This window comes from Bradyrhizobium sp. LTSP857 (assembly GCF_000938285.1).
GTDB lineage: Bacteria > Pseudomonadota > Alphaproteobacteria > Rhizobiales > Xanthobacteraceae > Bradyrhizobium.
Genome location: NZ_JYMS01000032.1, coordinates 36,740 through 63,239, shown reverse-complemented (window position 1 = coordinate 63,239; position 26,500 = coordinate 36,740). Strand labels below are relative to the sequence as shown.

Below are 26,500 nucleotides of genomic sequence, written 5' to 3'. Positions count from 1 at the left end.
CCGAACGCCCTTTTATCCGTCGGAGAGCAGGCCGTGCTCCGAAAGAGCCTGTCTGAAAGCCTGCACTGACGTGTGGTGATGCGCGAACAGGCCCGCCTGCCGCGCGCCGGCGACATTTTCCGGAAGGTCGTCGACGAACAGGACCGTCTGCGGCGCAGTCCGTAGTTCCGACAGGCAAAGGCGATAGCAGCGCGGGTCCGGTTTCGCCGCCTTGAACTGCGCCGACGTATAAATTCGGGAGCCGAACAACGGACGCAATTCCGGCAGCAGCGCGTCGATATGATCGGCGACCAGCGTGGTGTTGTTGGTCAGGACGGCAATATCGACGGTTTCGCGCAGATGCCCGGCAATCTCCAGCATGGCGCGATCGGCCTTCATTGAACGGCGCCGCGCCTCCACCCATTCATCGAGCGACAGCGGATAGCTGATGCGTTCGCCAAAGCCCCGCAAATAGTCCGAGGCATCGAGCGCGCCGGAATCACCGAGAAACTCGAACCCGGCCTCCCAGATCGCCTTGTGGACGGCATCGCTGGTGGTCCCTGCAAGCTCCGCCAGGCGTGCGACACGCTTTTCCCTGTCGTAGTCGCAGAGGACGTTGTCCATGTCGAAAAGCACAAGCTTGATCTGGTCGGTCACGGCAACACCCTTGGCCCGGCCGAGACATCCGGCCACAACCCGGTTTCATATCCTGCCGCAACGCGGGCGACAAACCTGGGCAGGGCCGGTGGCTGCCATGCCTGGGTGATCGGCCTCACCCTTCCAGCGTGAAGCCGACGCGGAGCGTCACCTGGTAGTGGCGCACGGTGCCGTTGTCGATGTGGCCGCGCGTCTGCACCACCTCGAACCATTTCATCTCGCGAACGGACTTGGCGGCGCGGCTGACCGCATTCTTGATCGCATCCTCGATCGAATTCTCGGACGATCCGACCAGTTCCAGGATCTTGTAGACATGATCCTTCTCGGCTGTGGGCATGGTGGGCTCCATCGGTTGCGCTGCGGCGCACGCCGCCGCGTGGCCTCCCAACTGAACGAGCGCCAGCCTTTCCGGTTCCGTCATCTGCCGTGGCCCGCCTGCGCCCGCCGTGTAATCACTCCAGGGCAGGTGCCGGACGCGCGAAGTTACGCGGGCTCGCCGTGCAGGCGGACCGCCGCAGGCTTGGCGTCGCGCAGTAGGAGCCATAACAGCATCGCGAGCACGGCCATGAGCGCAAATCCGCCGACGGCCGGCATCGCATAGCGCTCCAGGCCGCTGGCGTCGGCGTTCTCCGCAGCCAGCCGCGCCGATTGCAGCAGCCCGTAGGCGTTGGCCAGCAGGATGAGCCCATAGATCGCGCCGCGTTCGCGCGGGCTCGCCAGGGTGGCAAGGTCGGGAAGCAGCAGCGCGAGGCCGATCCCCACGATCGGCAGGTCATAGTCATAGGCGTAGGGGCTGATCATCACGGAGGCGACCGCGACGACGCCGAGCGCGAAGCGGGGCGACGGTCCGCGCGCGACGGCGAGTGCGACAGCGACCAGCGCGAGACCTGCCATTGCCATCTGCCCCCAGAATGCCCCGGCCGCGGGGACGCCGGCGTTGTACAGTGCTGCATATGCCGAGATCATCCGAAACAGCTGATACCGGCCCTCTTCCAGATAGCCTGCGGCTTCCCGGATGCTGCCGAGCCACGCGATCCAGATCTCCGGGCCAAAGACGAGCGTGCAGACAAGCGAGCTCCCGACCACCACTGCCGCGGCCGTCAGGACCGCCGGCCAGCGACGCATCAACAGCATGTAGATGCCCGCCGCAATGGCCAAATGAGGCTTGATGACCATCATACCGAGCGCGATGCCGGCAAGCGCTGGACGCCGTTCCGCGTTGATGCAGACCAGCCCGATCAGCGCGCCCGTCAGCAAGCCGTTCTGGCCGCCGGCTATCGTGATCGCGATGGCCGGGAAGAAGACGACGAGCACTTGCGCAAAATTGTTTCCCGCAATAGTGCGAAGCGTCGCCAGATAGGCCGCGAGCGTGACCGTCGTGAAGAGAAAATAAGCGGCCCAGCCGGGCAGGAATGCGAAGGGCGCGAGAAGCAGGCCGAATTGCGGTGGGTAGGTCCAGGGCATGACACCGGTCGGGCCGCCGGCCGCCGCGATCTGCATCTTCAGGAACAACGAGAACTGGTAGGTCAGGTCGAGATCGCCAAGCCAGATCCGTTGCGCGACAATATGGAAGGCAGCAAAATCTGCGGTCTGGCTGCCGTACCAAAGTCCCCCTTCGAAGAACCGGAAGGCCTTGAAGACGAGCATGGCCACCAGCAGGGTTAGAATGACGCAGACATAGATCGTTCGCTTCCGCGGCGAGGTTTGAATCTGCTCCAGCGTTGCGGTGAGCATGAGAATGAAACGACCTGGCCTAACTTGACAGAGGATCGAAGAACGGAAAGCGCCGTCGCGCCTGGGGCCGAGCTTGCCCGCCTGAGGCTTAACGGACGGTAACGGGGCCTTCATGCATCCTGGAAACGTGGTGCCCCGGACCAGTGAGCCTAAGTGTTCATCTTGGGGCTCATCGTCGTTAACGAAATGCTGACGCAAATGATCGGGTATGCCTTGGCGGAAATCCGCGATTAAACTCTTGATTGTATCGGGTGAGGTGGACGAGGGCCGGCAGTCATGGGTTCGGCTCTGAGTCCCGGGAGAGTTCCGTGACGGTTGCCGTGAATCATTGCGATCGCCTGAACCAGACAGGCGGGTTGTCGTCCGCGGGCTCCGGCGTTCGCGTGTGGACCCGTCCCTCGACGGTAGCCGTGCTGCTCTGGTTGGTGCTGTTTGCGGCGGCGTTCGTCGCGATCCTGGCGCAGTGCGACTTCAGGCTGATCTTCACGCTGGACGATGCGTATATCCATCTCGCGGTTGCCGACCAAATTCTCGCCGGCGGATATGGTGTCAACGCTGGCGAATATTCATCGCCAAGCTCCTCGATCATCTGGCCGTATTTTCTCGCGCTGACCGAAGCGCTGCATCTTGGCGCATTCGGCCCGTTGCTGATCAACGGCACTGCTGCATGTGCGACGGTATTTGCTCTCCTGCGGGCCCTGGAAGAGACCGGGCTGTTCGATGACGCAAGCGACCGTCCGTTCGGCTATCTGATCGCACTGATCCTCATATTCAACGTCAGCGCCGTGGCGCTGCCCATGACCGGCATGGAACACAGCGTTCACGTGTGGGCGTCCATCGTAACCTTTGTCGGCCTCGTCGCGGCAGCTCGCGGACGCACGCCAACGCCGGTGCACTTTATCGCTCTGGTGCTGCTTCCCCTGATCCGGTTCGAAGGGGCCGCATTTGCCTGTGCGGCGATTGCCGGCTTCGCGCTGCTCGGCCAGCGGCGGTTTGCCGCCAGCGCCGCGCTCGTCATCATCATTGGCCTGTCTGGCTATTTTGCGCTGATGGCGTCGCGCGGCCTTCCGCTGCTGCCGAGTTCTGTGCTGCTGAAAGGCTATCTCGCGAATCTCGATGAGTCCGCGAGCAATTTGCCCGCAATTGTCCAAAACATGATGCGGAGCATAACGAGTTCCTATGGCCTGCGGCTCATTCTGCTCGGCCTTGCGCTTGCCGGCTGCGCCTCGTGGTTGCGCGCCGACCGCAAGGCGCTGGTCGTCTGTCTGACCGTTCTCGCAGCCATCGGCGCGCATCTGGTGTTCGGTCAATATGGCTGGTTCAACCGGTACGAGGTCTACATCATGGCGCTCGCGGCGGCCGCGTTGCTTTGGGGCGTCGCGCAGGTCAGACCGCGCCTGTCTGCGTTGCAATGGTCCCTCACGAAAGTCGCACTGGTCCTTGGGCTCGGCGTTGCTGCAATGCCTTACGCGACGACCGCGCTGGTCACGCCGATCGGTGCGAGCGATATCTACGAGCAGCAATACCAGATGGCTCGTTTCGCCCAATCGTTCTACAGGCGCGCGGTCGCGGTCAACGATCTCGGGCTGGTCGCCTATGGCAATAACAATTACGCACTGGATCTCTGGGGTCTTGGTTCGGAGCAGGTGCGGAAGGCAAGGACCGCGGGGCGGTATGGACCGGCGGAAATGGCAGCTCTTGCCAGCGATCACGGCGTCGGCCTGGCGATGATCTACGACGTCTGGTTTCCGAAAGGTGTGCCGTCAAGCTGGACCAAGGTCGCCGTGCTGCGAACGACGACCGTGACCCTGTCGCAACGAGACGTAGCCTTCTATCGCACGCCATTGGCCGACGCGGCGGAGGTGACTTCAGCGCTCGAGGCATTCAAGGCGACTATTCCGCCGCGGGACAGGCTGGACATCATCGTGCCGTAACCGCGTCGCATCGCTCTTGCCCGGTCGAAGAGGGGCGAGTTATCCTCGCCTCGTTTCCTGGCATGTACGATGTGCGGCGATGATCGACCGTTGGACGAGGAGCGCTTTGGTCGCGATCGGGTTGCTCGTAGCGACGGCGCCGGGCGTCGCGCAGGACGATCTCCAAGACAATCTCGATGCCGCGCCTGCCAGTATTTCCCTGCAAGTGACCACCGATCCGTCCACGATCGAATGCCGCAGGCTCGAGACGGTCAATCCCGCCTCGCTGATCTTCCTGCCGCTGCGCCGGACTTTTAACGAGGATTTCGACGAGCATCCGCTGGCGAGCGGACGCTGGGTGCCGCATTACGCGGGCGGTGCCGCATGGCCGGAAGCGCGCTATTGGGGCGGTGATGGCTCGGACTTCAAGCGCAAGACCGGTTCCAATGGTGAGCAGCAGATCTATGTCGATCCGCGTTATGCCGGCCGCGCCACGACGCCGCTCGGGCTCGATCCGTTCAGGGTAAAGGACGGCGTGCTGTCGATCGTCGCGAGCCGCACGCCGCCGGACCTGAAGCCCGTGCTGTTCAACAACGAATACATCTCGGGCATCCTGACCACGCAGGGCACTTTTTCGCAAAAGCACGGTTATTTCGAGATCCGCGCCAAGATCCCGGTCGGCCATGCGGTGTGGCCTGCGTTCTGGATGCTGGCGGATGACGGTGGCTGGCCGCCGGAGGTCGACGTGCTGGAAGGCCGCGGCGAGCGGCCGGGTGACATGGTGATGACGACGCATTGGCGGATTCCATCGACCCAGAAGATCCAGTCGTGCGGCTTCGATTTTGCGGTCAACGATGCGTCGGGCACATTCCACAATTACGGTGTGCTGTGGGAGGAGAATCGCCTGGTCTATTTCATCGACCGCAGGCCGGTCTCCGACATCAAGGTGCCCATCGGCTTCGACGATCCCATGTACATGATCGTCAATCTTGCGATCGGCTCGAAATTCTTTGTTGGCGTCGGCCCCGTCGATGCGGAGTCGCCGCCGACCGTCGCGTTCGAGATCGACCGGATCTCCGCCTATCAGATCGACATGGAGCAAGCGCAGAGGTGACGATGTCGGCTTCCTTCTCGCGCCGCTCCCTTGCGAAGCTCGCAGGCCTTGCGGCGCTCGGCCTGACGACGCGCGCCGGCGCCGCCGGGAGCGAGACGCCTGCGGCCGCGCCCTTCCCGAAGGATTTTCTGTGGGGCACGGCGACGTCGTCCTACCAGATCGAGGGTGCCGTCGATGAGGACGGTCGCGGCAAGTCGATCTGGGACACTTTCAGCCACACGCCAGGCAAGATCGAGGACGGCACCAATGGCGACCGCGCCAACGAGCATTATCACCGCTACAAGGACGACGTCCGGCTCATCAAGGATCTCGGCGTCAAGGCCTACCGCTTCTCGATCGCATGGCCGCGGGTGTTTCCGGAAGGCACAGGGCAGCCCAATCCGAAGGGGCTCGATTTCTACAACCGTCTCGTCGACGAGCTGCTCGCGAACGGAATCGAGCCTTATGCCACGCTCTATCATTGGGACCTGCCGCAGGCGCTCCAGGATCGCGTCGGCGGCTGGCAATCGAGCGACACCTCAAAAGCCTTTGCCGATTACGCCGGCTATGTCGCCCAACGCCTAACCGATCGCGTCAAAAATGTTTTCACCGTGAACGAGGTCGGGCGGTTCCTGAATTTCGGCTATGGCTGGGGCATCGACGCGCCCGGCCTCAAGCTGCCGACGGCGCAGCTGAACCAGGCCCGCCATCACGTTGCGCTCGCGCACGGCCTCGCCGTGCAGGCGATCCGCGCCTCCGGCCGCGCCGGCACGCGCGTGGGCGCGGCCGAGAACATCGCGGCCTGCGTGCCGGCGATTGCCACGCCGGAGAACATCCGCGCCGCCGAGATCGCGACGCGCGAGCTCAATGCCGGCTTCCTCGGCGTCGTGCTGGAGGGCAAATACACCGACGGCTTCCTCGCTTATGCCGGCGCGGACGCCCCGAAGTTTACGCCTGAGGAGCTGAAGATCATCGGCGCGCCAAACGACTTCGTCGGGCTGAACATCTACGCGCCGCAATTCTACGTCACCGCCTCCGACCGAGCGCCGGGCTTCAACGTGCTGCCGTTCCCGACCTCGTTTCCGCACATGAATTCGGAATGGCTGCGGGTCGGTCCCGAGGTGATCTACTGGGCGCCGCGCATCGCCGCAAAAATCTGGAATATCGAGAACATCTATATCAGCGAGAACGGCACCTCGTCAGAAGACAAGCTCGCCGCCGACGGTCAGGTTTACGACCTCGACCGCATCATGTTCCTGCGCAACTATCTGACCCAGATGCAGCGCGCGATCGCCGATGGCGTGCCGATCCGCGGCTATTTCCTGTGGAGCCTGATGGACAATTTCGAATGGATTTTTGGCTATGGGAAACGCTTCGGGCTTTACCGGGTCGACTTCGAGACGCAGGCGAGGGTGCCGAAACTCAGCGCGGCGTTCTATCGTGACGTGATCGCGCGGAACGCGATTGGGGTGTGAGCGCTAAGTCCGGATCCTACGGATCCAGCTCCGTATCCCAATAGAGATAATCCAGCCAACTATCGTGCAGGTAGTTCGGCGGGAACAGGCGGCCGTTGCGGTGGAGCTGGTGCACGGTCGGCGCGAAGGCGTGCTGGCGCGGAAACATCTTGGCCTGCACCGGCGTGAGATTGCCCTTGCGCAAGTTACAGGGCGAGCACGCCGCGACCACGTTCTCCCAGGTGGTCTGGCCGCCTTTGCTGCGCGGGATGATGTGATCGAAGGTGAGGTCTTCGGGCGAGCCGCAATATTGGCAATTGAAACGATCGCGCAGGAAGACGTTGAATCGGGTGAAGGCAGGATGGGTGGTCGGTTTGACGAAGGATTTGAGCGAGACCACGCTCGGCAGCTGCATTTCCAGCGTGGGACTTCGAACAGCCTGATCGTAATGCGCGACGATGTTGACGCGATCGAGGAACACCGCCTTGATCGCGTCCTGCCACGACCAGAGAGACAGCGGGTAGTAACTCAGCGGCCGGAAGTCCGCATTCAGCACCAACACCGGCCAACTGCCTTGCGAGACATGTGCGTTCAAGTAACGCTCCCGGCCTCCATGTACGCTGCGAAGCAGCATGTATTGACATACTACATGCAGCGTGACGGGATTGTGAAGCCCGTTGAGCGACTTATTCAGGCGCAGGCAATGCGGCGGCGGGGTGGCAGAGCGCTCAAAAACGCCGCGATCTGGGGGGATCCATGCGAGGTTGGCTCGCCGTGCTGCTCGTGGCCGTGCTCGCCGCGGCGTTTGTTGGCCCTGCTGCCGCCGACGATTATCCCACCCGCCCGATCACCATGATCGTGCCGTTCCCGGCGGGTGGCGCGACCGACACGCTGGCGCGGTTCCTCGGCGAACGCCTGAACGCGGCGCTGAAGCAGCCCGTCGTGATCGAGAATGTGGGCGGTGCCGCTGGCTCGCTCGGCGTTGGCCGCGCGGTGCGCGCGGCAGCCGATGGCTACACGCTGTCGATCGGAACATCGACCACGCACATGCTGACCGGTGGGCTCTATGCGCTGCCGTTCGATCTGTTGCGCGATCTCGACCCGGTGATCCTGATCGGCAGCGAGCCGCTTTTGATTGTCGGTCGCAACGATCTGCCGGCCGATGATCTCAGACAATTGATCGCGTGGTTGAAGGCCAATCCGGACAAGGCGTCAGTCGGCATCGCCGGCGTCGGCGCCACCGGCCATCTCGCCGGCGTCGCGCTTCAGAAGGAGACGGGGACGCAATTCCAGTTCGTGCCCTATCGCGGCAACGGTCCCGCGATGCAGGACCTCGTCGCCGGCCAGATCGATGCGATGATCGAGCCCGCCTCGAACTTCAGAGCGTTGGTCGGGGCCGGGAGCATCAAGACATTCGCGGTGACGAGCAAGGCGCGGTCGCCATCCTGGCCGAACATTCCGACCGCCGACGAGGCAGGGCTGCCGGGCTACTCGGCATCGCTGTGGTACGGCCTCTGGGTGCCAAAGGGGACCTCGAAGGATATCATCGCACGGCTCAATGCCGCGATGGTGCAGATCCTGGCCAGCCCGCAGGTGAAGCAGCGTTTTGCCGAGCTCGGCATCCAGGTCTCGCCGCTTCATCAGCAATCGCCGGAAGCGCTGCGCGCTTACCAGAAGGAAGAAACGGAGCGCTGGTGGCCGATCATCAAGGCATCGGGAATCAAGGTCGAGTGACAGGGGCGACTACTCCCGCACTCGCTCCAGCTTCTGCAAGCACCGCGTGGCGCGCACCACGGCCGGCATCTCCTCGTCCCCGAAGCTGGCCTTCCAGTTGGTGACGCCGACCTCGCCGACATAGATGTCGCCCTTCGAATCCAGTGCGACGCCGTGCGGCGCCAGGAATTTGCCGCTCGCAACGCCCGGTCCGTCTTCGCCGCCGAGCCGCGCGATGCGCTTGCCTTGCGCATCAACGATCGACAGCCGCGGGCCGAGATTGGGCACCTTGCGGTTGATGTCGAGGCCGGGACCAAGCTCGCCGATGACGAAGGTCGGGCTCTTGCCGCCGCCACAGCAGCACAGCGCGCAGGGGCGGTGCAGGTTGTTCCACTGCGTTTCGTATCGGCCATTGCCGTCAAACACCTGCACGCGATGGTTCTCGCGGTCGGCGACATAGACGAAGCCATCGGCGTCGGTAGCGATGTTGTGCACGATGTTGAACTGGCCTGGATCGGTGCCGGGCTCGCCCCAGCTCTGCATCAGCTTGCCGTCCGGCGTGAACTTGTGCACGCGCGCATTGCCATAACCGTCGGAGACGTAGATCTCGCCCTTCGGCGACAGCGCGGTATGGGTGCAGCGATGAAAGGGATCGCCGCTCATGAACGGGGACGGCTTCTCGGGGATGCCGATCGTCAGCAGCACCTTGCCGTCGGTGGTGCATTTGCGCACGGTGTGGTCGCCGTCATCGGTGCAATAGAGATTGTCATCGGCATCGATGTGCAGCCCGTGCGCGCGGCTGAAGAGACCCTCGCCCCAGCTGCGCAAAAAATTGCCCTCGCGGTCCAGCACCACCATCGGATGGGCGCCGCGGTTGAAGACGTAGACCCGGTCCTTGCTGTCGACGGCGACGGAGGCAACGTCGGTGAGCTGCCAGTCGTCTGGCAGCTTTGCGAAGTTTTCGACGACGCGATAGCAGTGCTCGCCGGTGCCGAGAATGGCTGGCATTGGTTCTTTCCTCTCGTTATTTCGGGGCGCGCTCCAAAATCCCTTCCTCGATCGCCTTGATCTGGAGCGCAAGATATTTCGAATTGATCCGGCACTGCGCGAGGCTGCCGGCGATGAACCAGAGGCCCGGCTGCCCGGTACGCGCATACATGTTGCGCAGCTCAAGGCCGTCGCCAAAGCCCCAGACCGGACCGACGCGGTCAGCGATGCCGTCGCCAAACAGCTTTCGCACCAGATATTCCTGCGGCTTGTAGCCGGTCGAGAGCACGATGAGGTCGGCGGCGATGGTCGTGCCGCCCTTCATCCGCACGCCCTCAGTGACGAAGCTTTCGATCTCAGAAAACTGCTTCAGCTTGATCGCGCCCTCGACGATGAGGTTGGAGCAGCCGACGTTGAAGTAATAGCCGCCGCCGCGGGTGAGGTATTTGAACTGCCAGCCGGTGCCGGCCTCGCCGAAGTCGAGCTTGAAGCCGACGCGCCGCAAGCCGTCGAGCAGCTCCTTGTCGAGTTCCTTCGACTGGTCCGTCAGCATCACATGCGTCTTCTTCGCGAGCGGCGTCGGCATCGAGGTCGCGATCAGATCGTTGTCCTCGAGCGTGCCCTCATTATAGGTCGCATAGGCCAGTTGCGCCGACGGCTCGATATTGGTGACCAGCGTCGGTGAGCGCTGCACCAGCGTCACCTCGGCGCCGCTGGAACAGAGATCCTGCGCGATGTCGTGGCCGCTATTGCCGGTGCCGATGACGATGGCGCGCTTGCCTTGCCAGTTCTCGCCGTCCTCATAGTGGCTGGAATGCAGTAGCGTCCCCTTGAAATTGTCGAGGGTCGGGATGTCCGGCCTGTTGGCGATGCCGCTGACGCCGGTCGCCATCACCACATGGCGCGGATGCATGGTGCGCTTGCTGCCGTCGGCGCGTCGCAGCGTGACAGTCCAGCGGCTCTTCGCGTCGTCGTAGACGCCGTCCTCGAACTCGGTGCCGGTCCAGAAATTCAGCTCCATCGCATCGACATAGGCCTCGAACCAGTTGGCGAGCTTGTCCTTGGGAATATAGGTCGGCCAGTTCGGCGGGAACGGCATGTAGGGCAAATGATTGACCTGCACCTGGTTATGTAGGGTCAGCGCATGATAGCGCTTGCGCCAATTGTCGCCGATCCGCGTCTCGCGATCGACGATCAGCGTATCGACCTTCAACTGCTTCAGCCGCGCCGCGATGGCGAGGCCCGCCTGACCGCCGCCGACCACCAGCACAGTGGGGTCGTGATCGGAATAGTCGCGCGATGCGTTGCGCAGGTCGAGCCAGTTCGGCCCGCGAAAGTCGCGCGAATAGGCCTGGCCGCGCGGGCGCGAGGTGCCGAGCTGCTCCTCAAAGCCCTTCAACTCGTCGAGCGCGGTGAGCAGCGTCCACGCCTTCAGCCGATCGCCATCGGCGGTATCGGGCACGAGCCGCAGGATGCCGCTGCCGCGGCCGAGTGCGGTTTCGAAAGTGAAGATCGTCTCGATATTGTTGGTACCGGCGCGGGTCACCCAGCGCGGCGGTGCGCGGCTCGGTGCGATCTTGAAATTGGTCGGCGCCGCCTGGGGTGCGAGCGCGATCAGATCTTGCGCGACCGCATCGCGGCCGGCGATCGTTTGCAGGTTCCAGCTCAGTGCCAGCACATCGCGCCAGAAGCTATCGGTGAGGAACAGCCCATCCAGTGCATCAGGATCGGGCTTGCCCAGCGCCCGCTCGAACGCGTCGAGCCAGTGTTGCACGGATAAAGAGATATCCTGAGTCTTGTCGAGCATGCCGACCTCGTGCCGTCTTCGCGGCGTTTCCTCTGAGGTCAAACGCTATACCGGTTCGTCGCGCGCCAAAAGCGCTTTACCCGAGCAGCGAGAGCATGTGGCCCTGCTCAGGCGGAATGCGCCCCTTCAGTGTGTCGAGATAGACCTGCCGCACCGCCTCCGGTCCGCGGCTCTCGACCACGGTGAGGCATCGCTCCAGCCGCGGTGCAAAGCCCGACCATGCCGCACCAAAGCGCTGCTCGATGCCGCCCGGGCCCCATTCCTTGGCGCGCTTGCGGATCTGGTCCGGGGCAAAGAACCAGCGCGGTTTGGCGCCGGGCAATTCGCCTTCGTCGGCATCGGTGGCGCGATGTGTCAATCCGACGCGCACCGAGCATTTCATCTGGTCGCCAAAATGCCGGTGCAGATCGGCGCGCAGTGCGCTGTTGCCGGCCATATCGACAAACGCAACCGCCGCATCTGACGGCAGCGACCGCGCGCGGTCATAAGTTATGACCTCGTCATAGCAGCCAAGCGAGGCGACGAAGCTGGTGTTCCCTGCCGATGTCAGCCCGATCACCTTGCGACCGCGCGCATGCAGGAGATGGGCGAGCCCGAACGCGGTCTTGCTCGACGCGCTCGAGAGCAGCACAGCGCCTGCGCCAAAATCGTCGTTCTCGGCCAGGAAATCATCGACCAGGAACGACAACATGAACAGCGGCCGCAGCAGCGCCTGGTAGTCGCCCTGCCGTCCGGCATAGGCCGGATCGCTGCTGACACGTGCATAGGCGTTGTAGACCGGCGCCACGCCTTGCCGGTGCGCGGCACCGTCGCGCAAGCCGCGCTTGCTGACGTCGGTGGCCTCGATCACGAGATGCGTCGCCATCGGGAAATAGCCGAACAGCCGTTCGCCTACGGCCACGTTCGGATGTTTTGAGGCGATCACCTCGCCAAAGCCCCACACCGGAATGTTGCCAAAACCGTGTGGTGCGGGAAACAGCTGCCAGTATTTCAGCTCGTCGCCGAGCACGGCATAGGTGATGTTGTTGGCGGTCAGCGCAAAGCGGTCGACTTTCACCAGCAGCGCGTCCTGCGGCAGCGCGTCGCTATCAGGAAGCGTGGTCGCGATCGTCTTGCAGGTTTCGAAATCGTCTCGCGCGACGATGAAGTCGGTGGCTGTCATGGTTCGATCCCGGCTCCTGCCCGCGCCGGCATCTCATCCGTCACGCGCGCGTCGTTTGCAACAGCAACATAGTTTTAAACGTTGTTCGGCAGCTCTCACGTCGTGAGCACGCCCTCGCGCTTTTTCACCGCGCGGTAATAGCTCCACCACAGATGTGCGGCAGCACCGCGCAGCGGCCGCCACGGCTCGGCGAGCGGCGCCATCTGCTTTTCCGTCGGTCGCGCCTGAAGGCCCAGGCCAATCTTGATGCCCTCCTGCACGGCGAGGTCGCCGGCCGGCCAGGCGTCGCCATGACCGAGGCAGAACAGCAAATAGACGTCGGCCGTCCACGGCCCGATGCCGGGCAGCGCGATCAACGTGTGGTGGGCGGCATCGGCATCTTCCTCCGCCAGCACGTCGAGGTTTACGCGCTCCGCGATGATTTCGCGCGCGAGATGTTTCAACGTCTTGATCTTGGCCGCGGAAAGCCCGAGCCGCCCCAGCCGGCCGGTGCGGGCGCGCCGCACCGCCTCATGGTCGAACGGATCGAAGGCGGTGGACAGCCGTCCCCAGATCGCGGCGGCGCTCGCGGTCGAAAGCTGTTGCCCGCAGACGATATGGGCGAGCCCCGTAAAGCCCGGCTCGCGCCGTCGCAACGCCGGCATGCCCGCGGTCTCGAGCACGGGTTTGAGCCGCGGATCGCGCTTGATCAGCGTGTGGACGGCCTCTTCGAGGTCGGACTGGGTCTCGAGGTGGATGGTCATTGCAATTCGGCAAACTCGTTCGGGCGTTATGGCCGAGCTTGTCCCGGCCATCCAACTGCGCGGGATGTTTAGCATGGGTGACAGTGTTCGTATCTGTCCACGGCCTTGACACGGTCGGCGTGTGACACTGAAGAACGTGGATGGCCGAGACATAGGCGAGCGGAAGCGACGCCGTCCCTTCGGACGGCTATGCCCGGCCATAACGAGATCTTGTCATATGCCGCCACCCGTTTTCCGATTTGCCCCGAGCCCGAACGGCTACTTGCATCTCGGCCACGCCTATTCCGCGCTGCTCAACTTTGACCGCGCGCGCGAAACCGGCGGCCGGCTATTGCTGCGCATTGAGGACATCGACGCCACGCGCTGCCGGCCGGAGTTCGAGGCCGCGATCTATGAGGATCTCGGCTGGCTCGGGATTGCCTGGGAGACGCCGGTGCGGCGGCAGTCGGAGCATCTCGCCGACTATCGCGCTGCGCTCGAAAAACTCTCCGCGCTGGGTCTCGTCTATCCCGCTTTCGAGAGCCGCGCCGAGATTGCAAAGCTTGTGGCTGTGCGCGAGGCCGATGGCCTTTGGCCGCGCGATCCCGATGGTGCGCCGCTCTATCCCGGGATTGCGAAATCGCTGTCCGCTGACGAGCGCGCGCGACTGATCGAGTCCGGCGTACCTTACGCGCTCCGGCTCGACATGGCGGCTGCTTCCCAGCGCGTTTCCAGCCTGACCTGGAACGAGCTGGGCGAGGGTCCTGACAGCGAGTGTGGCCTCGTTCAGGCGCGGCCCGAGGCCTGGGGCGACGTGATTCTGGCCCGGAAGGAGACGCCGACGAGCTACCATCTGTCTGTGGGGGTCGACGACGCGCTCCAGGAGGTCAGCGAGGTGGTGCGGGGTCAGGACCTGTTTCATGCCACCTCGGTCCACCGCCTGCTGCAAGTCCTGCTCGGTCTGCCCGCGCCTGCCTATCGCCACCACGCCCTGATTCGCGACGGAGAGGGGCGGAAGCTGTCGAAATCAACCGGCTCGACAGGCCTGCGGGAGTTGCGCGCTGCCGGCGCCTCGCCCGCCGGTATCCGTGGGTTGGTGGGATTAGGTTAAGTTTCTCTGGGGGTTAGCCAAACACCGCCGTGACTCCAGGTGTTCCTCCGTGCCATGCTTGCCTGACGGCCCGGGGTTCGAAGGGAAGACTTCGAAGGGGATTTATGGCGGCGAAAGCGCGCACTACGCGGACGTCCAGGCGACCGCCTCGGAAGCGGTCCGGGGCGGCCGGCAAGGTGCGCAAGCGCAGCACCAAGGCGGTCGCGCCGGACGTGGTCCAGGCGGCGCTCGCCGCCTTTGCCCATGAGGTTCGCACCCCCCTGACTGGAATTCTCGCGATCAGCGACCTGCTCTCGACCTCCGATCTCGGTGAGCGGGAACGGCGCTGGGCCGACACCATCAAAGCTGGCGCCGAACATCTGGCGAACCTTGCCACCCTGTTCGTCGACGCCGCCAAAACCGGCAGGGGGGCCGGGAGGGGCGGAAGCTCGCTGCGGCAGGACCTGTTCGACCTGCGGGCGCTCGCCCGCAGCACCGGCGATTCCCTCGCCGGGCGTGCCGCGGCCAAGGGCCTCCAGGCCGAGGTCGAGATCTCCGAAAAGCTCGCCGGCCTCGTGGTCGGCGATCCCGTCCGCCTGCGCGCTGCGCTCGAGAACCTGATCGACAATGCCGTGAAATTCACCGACCAGGGCGGCGTGGCGATCTCGGCCGCGCCCTGGTACCCCGCCAAAGGCAAGGGAAGCGGCAAGGCCACAGTAAAGGACAAGGCGAAGGACAAGCGCAAAGTCGGCGTTGCCTTCGCGATATCCGACAGCGGCATCGGCCTGACCATGGCCGAGATCAAGCGGCTGTTCCGTCCTTTCACCCAGGCCAATGTCACCATTGCCTCGCGCTTCGGCGGCGCCGGCTTGGGGCTGTCCTCGGTGAAGCAACTCGCGCGCGCGATGGGTGGCGACATCTCGGTCGCGCCGCGGCGGGGCGGCGGCGCCACGTTCACGCTGACGGTCTCTCTCGATGCCGCGGGACCGGCGAAGTCCCGCAAATCGGGCGGCAGCGAGACGGATGCGCTGGCGGCGCTACGCGTGCTCAGCGTCGAGGACAATCCGTTCGGTCGCGTCGTGCTCAACACCATTTTGACCGAGCTCGGCCATCATGCCGAATTCATCGGGCGCGGCGAGGACGCGGTGAACCGGCTCGCGAAAGGCGCGTTCGACGCGGTGCTGATGGACATGGTCTTGCCGGGCATCGACGGCGTCGAGGCGATCAGGCAAATCCGCAATATGCAGACGCCCCTCGCTCAAATCCCCATCATCGGGGTGTCTGGCCGCGGAGAGGACGAAGCGGCGTCGCGCGAAGCCGGTGCCGACGCCTTCCTGGTCAAGCCTGTGTCTCCGCGGGCTTTAGCGACTGCGCTGCTTGAAGCGAGACGCCGTGAGGAAGCCGCGACTTGATGATCGCGGCGTTGAGCTCGCCCCCGTAAACGAAGATCGCGGCGATGAAATACAAAAACACCAGCGCGATGATCACCGAGGCCAGTCCCGCATACATCGTCACGTAATTGTTGGCGAAGCGCGCCAGGTACTGGCCAAATACGATGCCAGAGATCAGCGACGCTACGATGGTGAAGACGATGCCGGGCAGGATCTGGAGGAAACCGCGGCGTCCCGCCGGCAGCCAAGTGTGCAGGATGATCAGCGCCACCACCAGCGCGCCGATGGTGATGCCGTAGCGCAGCCAGGTGAGGATGCTTTCGTTGGACTCGACGACCAGCGGAATATGACGGCGTGTCGCCGCGATGATCAGAGGTCCCAGCACGATCAGGAACGCCATGGCGAGCGCGGTGAAGGCGGCGACCAGGGTGTAGCCGATCGATTCCAGCCGCAGCCAGTACCAGCGCCGCATCTCCACCACCGCATAGGCGCGGTTGAGCGCCACCCGCAGCGCCTCGACGCCATTGGAGGCGAAGTAGACTGACAGCACCGCGCCGATGGTCAGCACGCCGGTGCGGGTGGTGGTGAGCACGTCGTGGATTTCGCCGGAGAGCGAATCGGCGACCTGTCTCGGCCAAACCTCGAGCATGAGGCTTGCCGCTTGATCGGCGAGCTCCTTGGAACCGAAGAAGCCGGCGAGCGAGGTCAGCACGATCAGGAACGGGAACAGCGCCATCAGCGTCGACAATGCGATATGGCTCGCGATCGCCCAGCCGTCGTCGGCCAGGAACGTGTAGAAGGCGTCCATCACGACGATGTAGATGGTGCGGATTACTTTCACAGCGCGACCTAGACCGCTGCTCATGCTCCCTCTCCCCGCCTGCGGGGAGAGGCGAAGAAGGCCGGCAACTGATGCAAATCAGAAATCATCAAGCTAGCTTCTGATATTATTGGCCTGAAAGCCAGATCGCGAACGCGATGGCGGACCGGCGCACACGGTGTTATCTACCGCCCATGGCATCCCTTTTGAGTACCTTCATCCTGCCGGTGGCAGCCGGCGCCGTGGCGATCGTGCTGGTGCTCGGTCTCGTCAACATGATGCGCGGCGGTTCGCCCAACACATCGCAGAAGCTGATGCGCTGGCGTGTGCTGCTTCAGTTCGTGGCGATCGTGATCGCGATGCTTGCCGTGTGGGCGATGGGACGTTAGGGCATGATCCGGAAAAGTGCGAAGCGGTTTTCTGATAAGATCATGCCCAAAGATTAACGAGGCGAATATGGTTGTGCTCAACCGCATCTATACGAAAACCGGTGACGATGGCACGACGGCGCTCGGCTCCGGCGAACGCCGTCCGAAATATGATCTGCGCATCGAGGCCTATGGCACGGTCGACGAGACCAATGCCGCGATCGGCGTGGTGCGCCTCCACACCAAGGACGCGCCAGAGCTCGATGCGATGCTCAGCCGCATCCAGAACGATTTGTTCGATCTCGGCGCCGATCTCGCGGTGCCCGAGCGGGAGGGCAAAGCGGAGCGGCTGCGGGTGGTCGCAAGCCAGGTCGAGCGGCTCGAGCGCGACATCGACGCGCTCAACGACGACCTCGCGCCGCTCACCTCCTTTGTGCTGCCGGGCGGCGCGCCGGCCGCGGCCCACCTCCATGTCGCGCGTACAATTTGCCGCAGGGCGGAACGGGTGATGGTGGAACTGGCAGCCCGGCCCGGCGAGCCCGTCGGTGCGGCTGGCATCCAGTATATGAACCGCCTGTCGGATTTCCTGTTCGTCGCAAGCCGCGCCGCTAACCATAATGGCGCGGGCGACGTGCTCTGGGTTCCGGGCCAGAATCGCTGACCCATTGAGCGGCGCATTTCAGGGGGCTAAAATTAGGCCCCTTCGCGCGTTGACCGGGCCGGATCAGGCCTTTAGGTTCCGCGCCAGTTGATAACCCCCCTCCCAAATTGAGTGAAAGAGGATCGATGAAGGTCTTGGTACCGGTAAAGCGGGTGGTCGATTACAACGTCAAGGTTCGCGTCAAGAGCGATGGATCGGGCGTTGAACTCGCCAACGTCAAAATGTCGATGAACCCGTTCGACGAAATCGCGGTCGAGGAAGCGCTGCGCCTGAAGGAAGCCGGCCAGGCCACCGAGGTGGTGGTGGTTTCCATCGGACCGGCGCAGGCGTCGGAGACGATCCGCACCGGTCTCGCCATGGGCGCCGACCGCGGCATCCTGGTGAAGGCCGACGGCATCGTCGAGCCGCTCGCTGTCGCCAAGATCCTGAAGATGATCGCTGAAGAAGAGCAGCCCGGCCTGATCATTTTGGGCAAGCAGGCGATCGACGACGACAGCAACCAGACCGGGCAGATGCTGGCCGCGCTGCTGGGCTGGTCGCAGGCGACCTTTGCCTCGAAGCTCGAAGTCGATGGCTCCGACTTCAAGGTCACCCGCGAAGTCGACGGCGGCTTGCAGACCGTGAAGCTGAAGGGACCGGCGATCGTCACCACCGATCTGCGTCTCAACGAGCCGCGCTATGCGTCGCTGCCCAACATCATGAAGGCCAAGAAGAAGCCGATCGCGGACAAGACCGTCGCCGACTACGGCGTCGACGTTACCCCGCGCCTCGAAGTTCTGAAGACGACGGAGCCCGCGGGCCGCAAGGCTGGCGTCAAGGTCAAGGACGTCGCCGAGCTGGTGTCGAAGCTCAAGAACGAAGCCGGAGTGCTCTGATGACGACGCTTTTGATTGCAGAACACGAGCACGAAGTCCTCAAGGACTCCACCAACAAGGCGCTCACCGCAGCGTCCCAGCTCGGCGGCGACGTTCACGTGCTGGTCGCCGGTGGCGGGCAGGGCACCAAGGCTGCGGCCGATGCGGCCTCAAAGCTTGCTGGCGTCGCCAAGGTGCTGGTCGCCGAGGGCGAGGCTTACGCGCACGATCTCGCCGAGCCGCTGGCCGCGCTGATCGTTTCGCTGGCCCCGTCCTACGATGCGATCGTCGCGCCCGCGACCTCCCGCTTCAAGAACGTGATGCCGCGCGTCGCAGCTCTGCTCGACGTCATGCAGGTCTCGGAGATCATCAAGGTCGTCGCCCCCGACACCTATGAGCGTCCGATCTATGCCGGCAACGCCATCCAGACGGTGAAGTCGAAGGACGCCAAGAAGGTCATCACGGTCCGCACCTCGACCTTCGCGGCGGNGCCGCCGACGGCGGCAGCGCGCCGGTCGAGAGCGTGGCGGCTGCGGCCGATCCGGGCCTGTCGTCCTTCGTCGGCGAGGAAGTCGCCAAGAGCGACCGTCCCGAGCTGACCTCGGCGAAGATCATCGTCTCCGGTGGCCGCGCCATGCAGAGCCGCGAGAACTTTGCCAAATACATCGAGCCGCTCGCCGACAAGCTCGGCGCCGGTGTCGGTGCCTCGCGTGCGGCGGTCGACGCCGGCTATGCGCCAAACGACTGGCAGGTCGGCCAGACCGGCAAGGTGGTGGCCCCCGAGCTCTATGTCGCGATCGGCATTTCCGGCGCGATCCAGCATCTGGCCGGCATGAAGGACTCCAAGGTGATCGTCGCGATCAACAAGGACGAGGACGCGCCGATCTTCCAGGTCGCCGATTACGGCCTGGTCGCCGACCTCTATCAGGCGGTTCCTGAGCTGACCGACGCACTCGCCAAGCTTGGCAAGTAAAAACGCGTAAAAACACCGGCCGGAGTGCTACACTCCGGCCGGTGTTTCTTTTTCGAGGCGTTTTCTTTGGCGTGGGGCACGCCGGGGAAGCGATCCAATCTAGGTTTCGAGCCAGGATTCTGATTAAATCAGGCTTCTGATTAAATCAGACCTCCCGGCTCAGGGGATTAGGCAGGCGCGAGATGCGCGCCGTTCCGGTGGATGACATTATGGCGGCAGTGATCAAGAAGGTCGGCGTGATCGGCGCGGGGCAGATGGGCAGTGGCATCGCGCATGTCGCGGCGCTGGCCGGCTTCGACGTGGTGCTCAACGACATCTCGGGCGATCGCCTCAAGTCGGGCATGGCCACCATCAACGGCAATCTGGCGCGCCAGGTCTCGAAGAAGGCCGTCGGCGAGGATGAAAAGGCCAAGGCGATCGGGCGCATCAAGCTCGCCGAAAAGCTCGACGACCTCGCGGACTGCGATCTCGTGATCGAGACCGCGGTCGAGAAGGAAGAAGTCAAGCGCAAGATCTTTCACGAGCTCTGCGCGGTGTTGAAGCCGGAGGCGATCGTCGCCTCCGATACGTCCTCGATCTCGATCACGCGGCTTGCCGCGGCGACCGACCGGCCCGAGCGCTTCATCGGCATTCATTTCATGAATCCGGTGCCGCTGATGGAGCTGGTCGAGCTGATCCGCGGCATCGCCACCGACGATTCGACCTTCGAGGCGTCCAAGGAATTCGTCGCCAAGCTCGGCAAGCAGGTCGCGGTCTCCGAGGATTTCCCGGCCTTCATCGTCAACCGCATCCTGCTGCCGATGATCAACGAGGCGATCTACACGCTGTATGAAGGCGTCGGCAACGTCGAGGCGATCGACGCGGCGATGAAGCTCGGCGCGCACCACCCGATGGGTCCGCTCGAGCTCGCCGATTTCATCGGCCTCGATACCTGCCTGTCGATCATGCAGGTGCTGCATGAGGGTTTGGCCGACTCCAAATATCGCCCGTGCCCGCTGTTGGTGAAATATGTCGAAGCCGGCTGGCTCGGCCGCAAGACCCAGCGCGGCTTCTACGACTACCGCGGCGCCAAGCCGGTTCCGACCAGGTAAGACGGTCTCGGTGCCGTAGGGTGGGCAAAGGCGCAAAGCGCCGTGCCCACCACCTCTCCATTCATGCGAGGGAATTGGTGGGCACGCTTCGCTTTGCCCACCCTACGGCACTGTGACAATTCATGTCGCGTTAACCCACCCCGCCTAGGCTGCCTCCGGTACGAGGGTTTGCGTAATGGACACGATGGCGATGGTCAGCAGCATGCTGGCCTCTCAGCAAGGCGCGCTACAGTCGAATGTCGCGGCGACGCTGATGAAGCAGAACGCGGACGCGGAGAAATCCGCCGTCCTGACGCTGCTGGGCGCTGGTCAGCCCTCGCTCGCCAATGTCGGTGCGGGTGTCGGCGGCAATCTGAATATCAGCGCTTAATGAGTATCAGCGCTTAAAATGACGCGGCGGCCGGGCCCAGTGTTGCCCGGATCAGCTTGAGCGCATCGTCACTCGCCCATTCGGCGGGTCCCGCGATCGTTGCGATCTCGCAGCCTTGCGGATCGACCAGCACCGAGGTCGGCATGCCCAGCGCCCGGCCTATCGCCTTAAGATCCTGAAAAACCTTGGCTTTCTGGTCGTTGAAATAGCCGAGCCGGGTCAGGCTCGCCTCTTTCAGGAAGTTTTTCGGCTTCTCGGGGTCGCGGGTGTCGATATTGATCGCCACCACCTCGAAATTCGGGCCCGAAAGCTTACCCTGAAGCTCGTCCAGCGCCGGCATCTCTTTTCGACAGGGCACGCACCAGGTGGCCCAGAGGTTCACCAGCAGCGTCTTGCCGCGGAAATCGGACAGCTTCTTCGGCTTGCCGTCGGCGTCCTCGAAGGCGAGGTCGGGCAGCTTCAAGGGGGCGCTCGCCATGGTCAGCGCCGCCACCTCGCCACGGGCGAGCGGGGCGATCCTCGAGGCGGTCGCGACCGCCGCCCGGCAGGCCGGATCGCCGGCAGGGGCCCGGCTCAGGCCCAGCCCGTACAGCGCGGCGAAGCCGGCCAGCCCTCCGATCGCCACGGTGGCGATGACGAGGGGGATCCGGCGCGTAGCGGAGGGCTTGGGGTCGAGCATATCGTTTGTCATCCGGTCGCAGATATGGCTATCAGGGGCCTCTTAATACGGCTGGCTGCGGCCAGCAAACGTGCGGCAAGGCAAGGCGCGAGCAGGGGATCATGAGCAACAAGATGTGGGGCGGCCGGTTCTCGGAACGTCCCGATGAGATCATGGAAGAGATTAACGTCTCCATCGACGTCGATCGTCACCTCTTTGCCCAGGACATTGCCGCATCCAAGGCCCACGCCGCGATGCTGGCCACGCAGGGCATCATCACGGCCTCTGATGCGAAAAATATCGGCAAGGGTCTAGACACGATTTTGTCAGAGATCGGCAACGGCAGCTTCACGTTCAAGCGCGCGCTCGAAGATATCCATATGAACGTCGAGAGCCGCCTGTCGGAGCTGATCGGCCCCGCCGCCGGCCGCCTGCACACCGCGCGCTCGCGCAACGACCAGGTCGCGACCGATTTCCGTCTCTATGTCCGCGACGTTCTCGATGAGACCGACGCCGCGCTCGCCGCGTTCCAGGCGGCGCTGGTCAATCGCGCGCTCGAACATGCAGCGACCGTGATGCCCGGCTTCACGCATCTCCAGACCGCGCAGCCCGTGACCTTCGGCCATCATCTGCTCGCCTATGTCGAGATGGCCGCGCGCGACCGTGGCCGTTTCCAGGACGCGCGCAAGCGGCTGAACGAATCTCCGCTCGGCGCCGCCGCGCTCGCCGGCACCTCGTTCCCGATCGATCGTCACGCCACAGCAAAAGCGTTGGGCTTTGATCGTCCGATGGCGAATTCGCTCGATGCCGTCTCCGACCGCGATTTCGTGCTGGAGACGTTGTCGGCGGCCTCGATCTGCGCCGTGCACATGTCGCGCTTTGCCGAGGAGATCGTGATCTGGACCTCGCCGCTGGTCGGCATGATCCGGCTGAGCGACAAGTTCACCACGGGCTCCTCGATCATGCCGCAGAAGCGCAACCCGGATGCCGCCGAGCTGGTGCGCGCCAAGACCGGCCGCGTCATCGGCGCGCTCAACGGTCTCCTGATCGTGATGAAGGGCCTGCCGCTCGCCTATCAAAAGGACATGCAGGAGGACAAGCAGGGCGCGATGGAGGGCTTTGCCGCGCTGTCGCTGGCGATCCGCGCCATGACCGGCATGGTCCGCGACCTCGAACCGGATGAGGCCAAGATGAAGGCCGCCGCGGGTGAGGGCTACGCCACCGCGACCGATCTTGCCGACTGGCTGGTGCGGACGCTGAAGATGCCGTTCCGCGACGCCCATCACGTCACCGGCCGCATCGTCGCCAAGGCCGCCGAGGGCGGCGTGGCGCTGCACGAGTTGCCGCTCAAGGAGATGCAGGCAATCGAGCCGAAGATCACCAAGGACGTGCTCGGCGTGCTCTCGGTCGAATCGTCGGTGAAGAGCCGCACCAGCTTTGGCGGCACCGCGCCGAAGAACGTGGCGAGCCAGGCCAAGGCCTGGGCGAAGCGGCTGGAAAAAGAGCGAAAATTGGGCTGAGGGCAAAATTTCACTTATGTTTCATGGTCATCCGGCTCTCGCCAGAGTGCGCCAATCTCTGTATGGTGCGGCCGCGTAGTGGGGATTTCGTCGTGACGTCAAAGTTTCGCCCGGCCGGCTCGGGGTGGGCCATCATTGTCTTGAGCCTGAGCGCGCTTGCGCTCGCCGGCTGTGGCCGCAAGGGCCCGCTCGATCTGCCGCCAACCGCCTCCAACGCGTCCACGGCCAATATCGCGGCGCCGACCGACACCGAGTCCGAAGCCCAGAAGACGCCGAGCGTGTTCAATCCCACCTATGGCGCGGATGCCCCGCCGGCGGCGACCAAGGGCAAGAAGAAACCGTTTATCCTCGACCCGCTCCTGGACGACAAACCCAGCAAGTGAGCTGGGGCAACTGAGCCAACGCCATGAACCATTTTGACTACCGCAACGGCGTGCTGCACGCCGAGGCGGTGAACCTGTCCGAGCTGGCCGCAACCGTCGGCACGCCGTTCTATTGCTATTCGACCGCGACGCTGGAGCGGCACTATCGCGTCTTCACCGATGCCTTTGCCAGTGAGAAGGTGCTGGTCTGCTACGCCATGAAGGCGAACTCCAACCAGTCGGTGCTGCGCACGCTGGCCAAGCTGGGCGCCGGCGCCGATGTGGTCTCCGGCGGCGAATTGAAGCGCGCGCTGGCCGCCGGCTTTCTGGCAAGCAAAATCCTGTTCTCCGGTGTCGGCAAGACGGAGGACGAGCTGCGCGCCGCACTTGCGGCCGACATCCTCTGCCTCAACGTCGAATCCGAGCCTGAGCTTGAGCTGCTGTCGCGGCTTGCGACCGAGATGGGCAAGACCGCGCGCATCTCGATCCGCGTCAATCCGGACGTCGATGCCGGCACGCACGCAAAGATCTCCACCGGCAAGTCGGAGAACAAGTTCGGCATTCCGATCGTGCATGCCCGCGAGGTCTATGCGCGCGCCGCGAAGCTGCCCGGCATCGAGGTGACCGGTACCGACGTGCATATCGGCAGCCAGATCACTGATCTCTCCAAGATGGAGACCGCGTTCCGCATCCTCTCCGAATTCGTGCAGACGCTGCGCGCCGACGGCCACAACATCTCGCATGTCGATTTCGGCGGCGGCTTGGGCATTCCCTACTACATGGATCGCGAGGCGCCGCCGGCGCCCGATGCCTATGCCGCGATGGTCAAGCGCGTCAGCCACAATCTCGGCTGCACGCTGATGTTCGAGCCGGGCCGCATGATCGTCGGCAATGCCGGCATCCTGGTCGCCAAGGTGATCTATGTGAAGCACGGCGATGGCAAGAATTTCGTGATCATCGACGCCGCGATGAACGATTTGATCCGCCCGACGCTGTACGAGGCCCATCACGACATCCTGCCGGTGACGCAGCCGGCCAAGGGCGCGGCCACGATCACGGCTGACGTCGTTGGCCCGGTCTGCGAGACCGGCGACTACATCGCGCTCGACCGCACTTTGCCGACCCCAAAGGTGGGCGATCTCATCGCCATCATGACCGCAGGTGCGTACGGCGCCGTGCAGGCCGGCACCTACAACACGCGGCCGCTGGTGCCCGAGGTGCTGGTGAAGGGCGACCAGTACGCGGTCGTGCGCCCGCGCATCGAGGTCGAGCAGCTCATTGCGATGGATACGCCGGCACCGTGGCTTTGACGGCGTCGGCGAGCCTAAGCTCGCCGACGTGCGTGCCTGTCACGGCCCGTATTTCGGAGCGGGCTTCTGATTAAAATCGTTCTCGTCGGTGACGCAGGTGAAGTTCGTCGCAATGCTGGTGCTGCCGCCGCCGTTGTACTTTGCGACCTTGGGGAAGACGCAGAGCGGCCGGGTCATCTGAACCGCAGGCGGCGTATCGGCCACGAACTTCGTGGCGAGGATCGTGTCCGGCGCGACCCCGGCCTCGACCCATTTGACGAGCGGTGTGAGCGCATCGAACGTGTTGGGACCGGGCCCGCCCGAGCAGTGATACATTCCGGGCACCATGAACAGCCGAGCATAGCTCTGGGTCCGTCGCAGCGCCGGGCTGCCGTTGCCATGATCGAAGAAGCCGACCGGTTGGAACCCTTGCTGGAATCCTGGGCCTTCATTCCCTGCCAGCGCAAGGAAGTAGTTGATGCTGCTCTGTGACGGGATCAGCGGGTCGGCCCAGCCGTGGTACATCAGCAGCTTGCCGCCGTGTCCCCTGAACTCGCTGAGATCGGTGCTGGTCGCGTTGAGCACCGCCGCAAGCTGATCATCCACCTTGTCAACGTCGCGGTGGAAATCGAAATTGGCAAAATTGGTTGCGCTTGCGGGGTAGCCGAAACTCGGGCCGAACACCCAGTAGAACAGGCCGTCGAAGGCCGGTTCGGGAAATCGCTCCTGGAGGGCGAGGCCGAGCGCGAGGATATCGTCGGTCTCATTGCCGCGTTCGGAGCCCGGATTGATGAGCTGTCCGTTCACCGGGTCGATCGTGCCGGCGTAGTACCTCTGCATGGTCGTGACCTGATCGGCTGTCAGGCAGGCGGGCGGCGCGTTACTGCCTTTGCAGAGCAGGACCTTCGGATCGAAATGACAATCGCGCGGATCGGTCAGGAACTGATCGGTGCTGGCGCCGCCGTCCTGGCCGACGCATTGCTTGAGCACGGCCTGGTTGATCAGCGTCATCTGGCCGGCCTGGATGAACCGGCCCGGACTCGCATGCGTGTTCTGCCAGCCGTAGAGCCCTGCCATGTGCAGGTGAGTCCGGTTGAAGGCGGCTGCGCCCGCAAGGATGCCGTCATAGTCGTTGGGGAAGCGCTGCGCCTCCATCAGGGCGTTCTGGCCGCCGGTGGAGCAGCCGGCGAAATAGGCCCGTTGCGATCGATGCCCGTAATACGCGTTGACGATCTCCTTGCCCCGCTCGGTCATCAGATGGATCGCCCGATAGCCGAAATCCTTGATCCGCTCGGGATGCCCGAACAGGCCCGTCGACGGCGCCGTTGGATCGCCGAACTCGATGGCGAGCGGATTGCCCATGTTGCCGGCCGAGCCGCAGAACAACGGGTTGCATCCCGATGACCCCGTGCCGAGATCGCTGTTGGTCGCGGCGAAGCCGGCCTGGATGCCGCTGGCGAGCTCATTGTAGGTGATCGTGCCCTGGAAGCCGCCGCCGCCGGTGCCAAGGAACCTGCCGTTCCACGTGCTCTCCGGCAGCCAGACTTCGATCTTGATGCTGGAATCCGAGCTGGGGATCAGGGTTGCGGTGACGCGGCAGAAGGCGGGAAGGCCGATGATCGGGCTCGCGCCAGGTGGGACAAAGGTGCCGGTGGTGTTGTCGTCCGCCGAATTGATCACCGTGTGCTGGAGTTGCAAGGATCGAAGATTGGTGCACGCCGTCGCCATGGCGGGCGAGCTGCTGATCGCGACACAGGCAAACAGGGCCATGGTCGCACCGACAAGTAAGTGTCGATGACGCTTCATTCTGTCCTCCCTGATTTTTTTGCAGG

26 protein-coding genes and 1 pseudogene are annotated in these 26,500 nt (G+C 64.0%); 16 read left to right on the top strand and 11 right to left on the bottom strand.

All coding sequences use genetic code 11. From position 1 onward, the window contains the following. Positions 1-12: 12 nt before the first annotated feature. From UP06_RS21065 to UP06_RS21055, 3 genes are all read right to left on the bottom strand, one after another. Positions 13-603, bottom strand: coding sequence for an HAD family hydrolase (locus UP06_RS21065; RefSeq protein WP_050031922.1), 591 nt, complete (start codon positions 601-603; stop codon positions 13-15). Between the two features lie 148 nt (positions 604-751). Next, the gene (locus UP06_RS21060; RefSeq protein ID WP_045005777.1) at positions 752-973 is read right to left on the bottom strand and encodes a dodecin; all 222 of its coding nucleotides are present in this window, start codon (positions 971-973) and stop codon (positions 752-754) included. 146 nt (positions 974-1,119) lie between these two features. Next, positions 1,120-2,568, bottom strand: a complete 1,449-nt coding sequence (locus tag UP06_RS21055; protein ID WP_245305513.1) for a glycosyltransferase family 87 protein — start codon at positions 2,566-2,568, stop codon at positions 1,120-1,122. 110 nt (positions 2,569-2,678) lie between these two features. Here UP06_RS21055 and UP06_RS21050 point away from each other — a divergent pair, with 110 nt between their 5' ends. From UP06_RS21050 to UP06_RS21040, 3 genes are all read left to right on the top strand, one after another. Continuing rightward, positions 2,679-4,304: a DUF8728 domain-containing protein gene (locus UP06_RS21050; RefSeq protein WP_245305512.1), complete on the top strand. Its 1,626-nt coding sequence runs from the start codon at positions 2,679-2,681 to the stop codon at positions 4,302-4,304. A 79-nt stretch (positions 4,305-4,383) separates the two neighbouring features. Next, entirely contained in the window at positions 4,384-5,397 is a 1,014-nt protein-coding gene (locus tag UP06_RS21045) for a glycoside hydrolase family 16 protein (RefSeq protein WP_045005401.1), read from the top strand. A gap of 2 nt (positions 5,398-5,399) precedes the next feature. Then, positions 5,400-6,851, top strand: coding sequence for a GH1 family beta-glucosidase (locus UP06_RS21040; protein WP_045005399.1), 1,452 nt, complete (start codon positions 5,400-5,402; stop codon positions 6,849-6,851). 16 nt (positions 6,852-6,867) lie between these two features. Here the strand turns inward: UP06_RS21040 and UP06_RS21035 are convergent, their stop codons facing one another. Continuing rightward, positions 6,868-7,425, bottom strand: coding sequence for an HNH endonuclease (locus UP06_RS21035; RefSeq protein ID WP_045005774.1), 558 nt, complete (start codon positions 7,423-7,425; stop codon positions 6,868-6,870). A 161-nt stretch (positions 7,426-7,586) separates the two neighbouring features. Here UP06_RS21035 and UP06_RS21030 point away from each other — a divergent pair, with 161 nt between their 5' ends. Next, complete coding sequence (locus UP06_RS21030) at positions 7,587-8,564, top strand: Bug family tripartite tricarboxylate transporter substrate binding protein (protein WP_082081538.1); 978 nt, start codon at positions 7,587-7,589, stop codon at positions 8,562-8,564. Between the two features lie 9 nt (positions 8,565-8,573). Here UP06_RS21030 and UP06_RS21025 read toward each other — a convergent pair whose 3' ends face one another. From UP06_RS21025 to UP06_RS21010, 4 genes are all read right to left on the bottom strand, one after another. Beyond that, positions 8,574-9,551, bottom strand: coding sequence for a peptidyl-alpha-hydroxyglycine alpha-amidating lyase family protein (locus UP06_RS21025; protein ID WP_045005397.1), 978 nt, complete (start codon positions 9,549-9,551; stop codon positions 8,574-8,576). 16 nt (positions 9,552-9,567) lie between these two features. After that, positions 9,568-11,337 carry a flavin-containing monooxygenase gene (locus UP06_RS21020; RefSeq protein WP_045005396.1) on the bottom strand — a complete coding sequence of 590 codons (1,770 nt, stop codon included), beginning with the start codon at positions 11,335-11,337 and terminating at the stop codon, positions 9,568-9,570. A gap of 76 nt (positions 11,338-11,413) precedes the next feature. Continuing rightward, a complete protein-coding gene (locus UP06_RS21015) occupies positions 11,414-12,499 on the bottom strand; it encodes a DUF2855 family protein (protein ID WP_045005394.1) in 1,086 nt (361 codons plus the stop codon). A gap of 95 nt (positions 12,500-12,594) precedes the next feature. Further along, a complete protein-coding gene (locus UP06_RS21010; protein WP_045005392.1) occupies positions 12,595-13,242 on the bottom strand; it encodes a DNA-3-methyladenine glycosylase family protein in 648 nt (215 codons plus the stop codon). 217 nt (positions 13,243-13,459) lie between these two features. Here UP06_RS21010 and gluQRS point away from each other — a divergent pair, with 217 nt between their 5' ends. Continuing rightward, positions 13,460-14,332, top strand: a complete 873-nt coding sequence (gluQRS, locus tag UP06_RS21005; protein ID WP_045005390.1) for a tRNA glutamyl-Q(34) synthetase GluQRS — start codon at positions 13,460-13,462, stop codon at positions 14,330-14,332. Between the two features lie 104 nt (positions 14,333-14,436). Then, positions 14,437-15,723 (top strand): ATP-binding protein, encoded by a 1,287-nt coding sequence (locus UP06_RS21000; protein ID WP_045005387.1) that lies wholly within the window; start codon positions 14,437-14,439, stop codon positions 15,721-15,723. On the opposite strand, the gene UP06_RS20995 is transcribed toward UP06_RS21000, so the two are convergent. Further along, positions 15,650-16,567 (bottom strand): YihY/virulence factor BrkB family protein, encoded by a 918-nt coding sequence (locus UP06_RS20995; protein WP_502691255.1) that lies wholly within the window; start codon positions 16,565-16,567, stop codon positions 15,650-15,652. The two genes, UP06_RS21000 and UP06_RS20995, sit on opposite strands and share 74 nt — an antisense overlap. Before the next feature lie 149 nt (positions 16,568-16,716). On the opposite strand from UP06_RS20995, the gene UP06_RS20990 reads away from it, so the two are divergent. The 7 genes and pseudogenes from UP06_RS20990 to UP06_RS20965 all read left to right on the top strand — a co-directional run bounded on the left by UP06_RS20990 (position 16,717) and on the right by UP06_RS20965 (position 20,839). Continuing rightward, entirely contained in the window at positions 16,717-16,911 is a 195-nt protein-coding gene (locus tag UP06_RS20990) for a twin transmembrane helix small protein (RefSeq protein ID WP_045005383.1), read from the top strand. Positions 16,912-16,978: 67 nt separating this feature from the next. Further along, the gene (locus UP06_RS20985; RefSeq protein WP_045005381.1) at positions 16,979-17,551 is read left to right on the top strand and encodes a cob(I)yrinic acid a,c-diamide adenosyltransferase; all 573 of its coding nucleotides are present in this window, start codon (positions 16,979-16,981) and stop codon (positions 17,549-17,551) included. Positions 17,552-17,676: 125 nt separating this feature from the next. Then, the gene (locus tag UP06_RS20980; RefSeq protein ID WP_045005379.1) at positions 17,677-18,426 is read left to right on the top strand and encodes an electron transfer flavoprotein subunit beta/FixA family protein; all 750 of its coding nucleotides are present in this window, start codon (positions 17,677-17,679) and stop codon (positions 18,424-18,426) included. Next, a pseudogene (locus UP06_RS42145) lies at positions 18,426-18,894 on the top strand (electron transfer flavoprotein subunit alpha/FixB family protein); the annotation flags it as partial. The gene UP06_RS20980 and the pseudogene UP06_RS42145, both read left to right, overlap by 1 nt. Position 18,895: 1 nt before the next feature. Further along, positions 18,896-19,378, top strand: a 483-nt coding sequence (locus UP06_RS42140) for an electron transfer flavoprotein subunit alpha/FixB family protein (RefSeq protein WP_245305511.1), incomplete at its 5' end; no start/stop codon positions are given. Between the two features lie 209 nt (positions 19,379-19,587). Then, positions 19,588-20,469, top strand: coding sequence for a 3-hydroxybutyryl-CoA dehydrogenase (locus UP06_RS20970; RefSeq protein ID WP_045005771.1), 882 nt, complete (start codon positions 19,588-19,590; stop codon positions 20,467-20,469). A 175-nt stretch (positions 20,470-20,644) separates the two neighbouring features. Beyond that, positions 20,645-20,839 (top strand): hypothetical protein, encoded by a 195-nt coding sequence (locus tag UP06_RS20965; protein ID WP_045005377.1) that lies wholly within the window; start codon positions 20,645-20,647, stop codon positions 20,837-20,839. A gap of 13 nt (positions 20,840-20,852) precedes the next feature. Here UP06_RS20965 and tlpA read toward each other — a convergent pair whose 3' ends face one another. Beyond that, positions 20,853-21,518 (bottom strand): thiol:disulfide interchange protein TlpA, encoded by a 666-nt coding sequence (tlpA, locus tag UP06_RS20960; RefSeq protein WP_045005375.1) that lies wholly within the window; start codon positions 21,516-21,518, stop codon positions 20,853-20,855. Positions 21,519-21,619: 101 nt separating this feature from the next. On the opposite strand from tlpA, the gene argH reads away from it, so the two are divergent. The 3 genes from argH to lysA all read left to right on the top strand — a co-directional run bounded on the left by argH (position 21,620) and on the right by lysA (position 24,689). Beyond that, positions 21,620-23,017, top strand: a complete 1,398-nt coding sequence (gene argH / locus UP06_RS20955; protein WP_045005373.1) for an argininosuccinate lyase — start codon at positions 21,620-21,622, stop codon at positions 23,015-23,017. Between the two features lie 92 nt (positions 23,018-23,109). Continuing rightward, positions 23,110-23,400 (top strand): LPS translocon maturation chaperone LptM, encoded by a 291-nt coding sequence (lptM, locus tag UP06_RS20950; protein ID WP_045005770.1) that lies wholly within the window; start codon positions 23,110-23,112, stop codon positions 23,398-23,400. A 23-nt stretch (positions 23,401-23,423) separates the two neighbouring features. Beyond that, positions 23,424-24,689 (top strand): diaminopimelate decarboxylase, encoded by a 1,266-nt coding sequence (lysA, locus tag UP06_RS20945; protein WP_045005371.1) that lies wholly within the window; start codon positions 23,424-23,426, stop codon positions 24,687-24,689. A 39-nt stretch (positions 24,690-24,728) separates the two neighbouring features. On the opposite strand, the gene UP06_RS20940 is transcribed toward lysA, so the two are convergent. Further along, the gene (locus UP06_RS20940; RefSeq protein WP_045005370.1) at positions 24,729-26,474 is read right to left on the bottom strand and encodes a tannase/feruloyl esterase family alpha/beta hydrolase; all 1,746 of its coding nucleotides are present in this window, start codon (positions 26,472-26,474) and stop codon (positions 24,729-24,731) included. Positions 26,475-26,500: the final 26 nt, after the last annotated feature.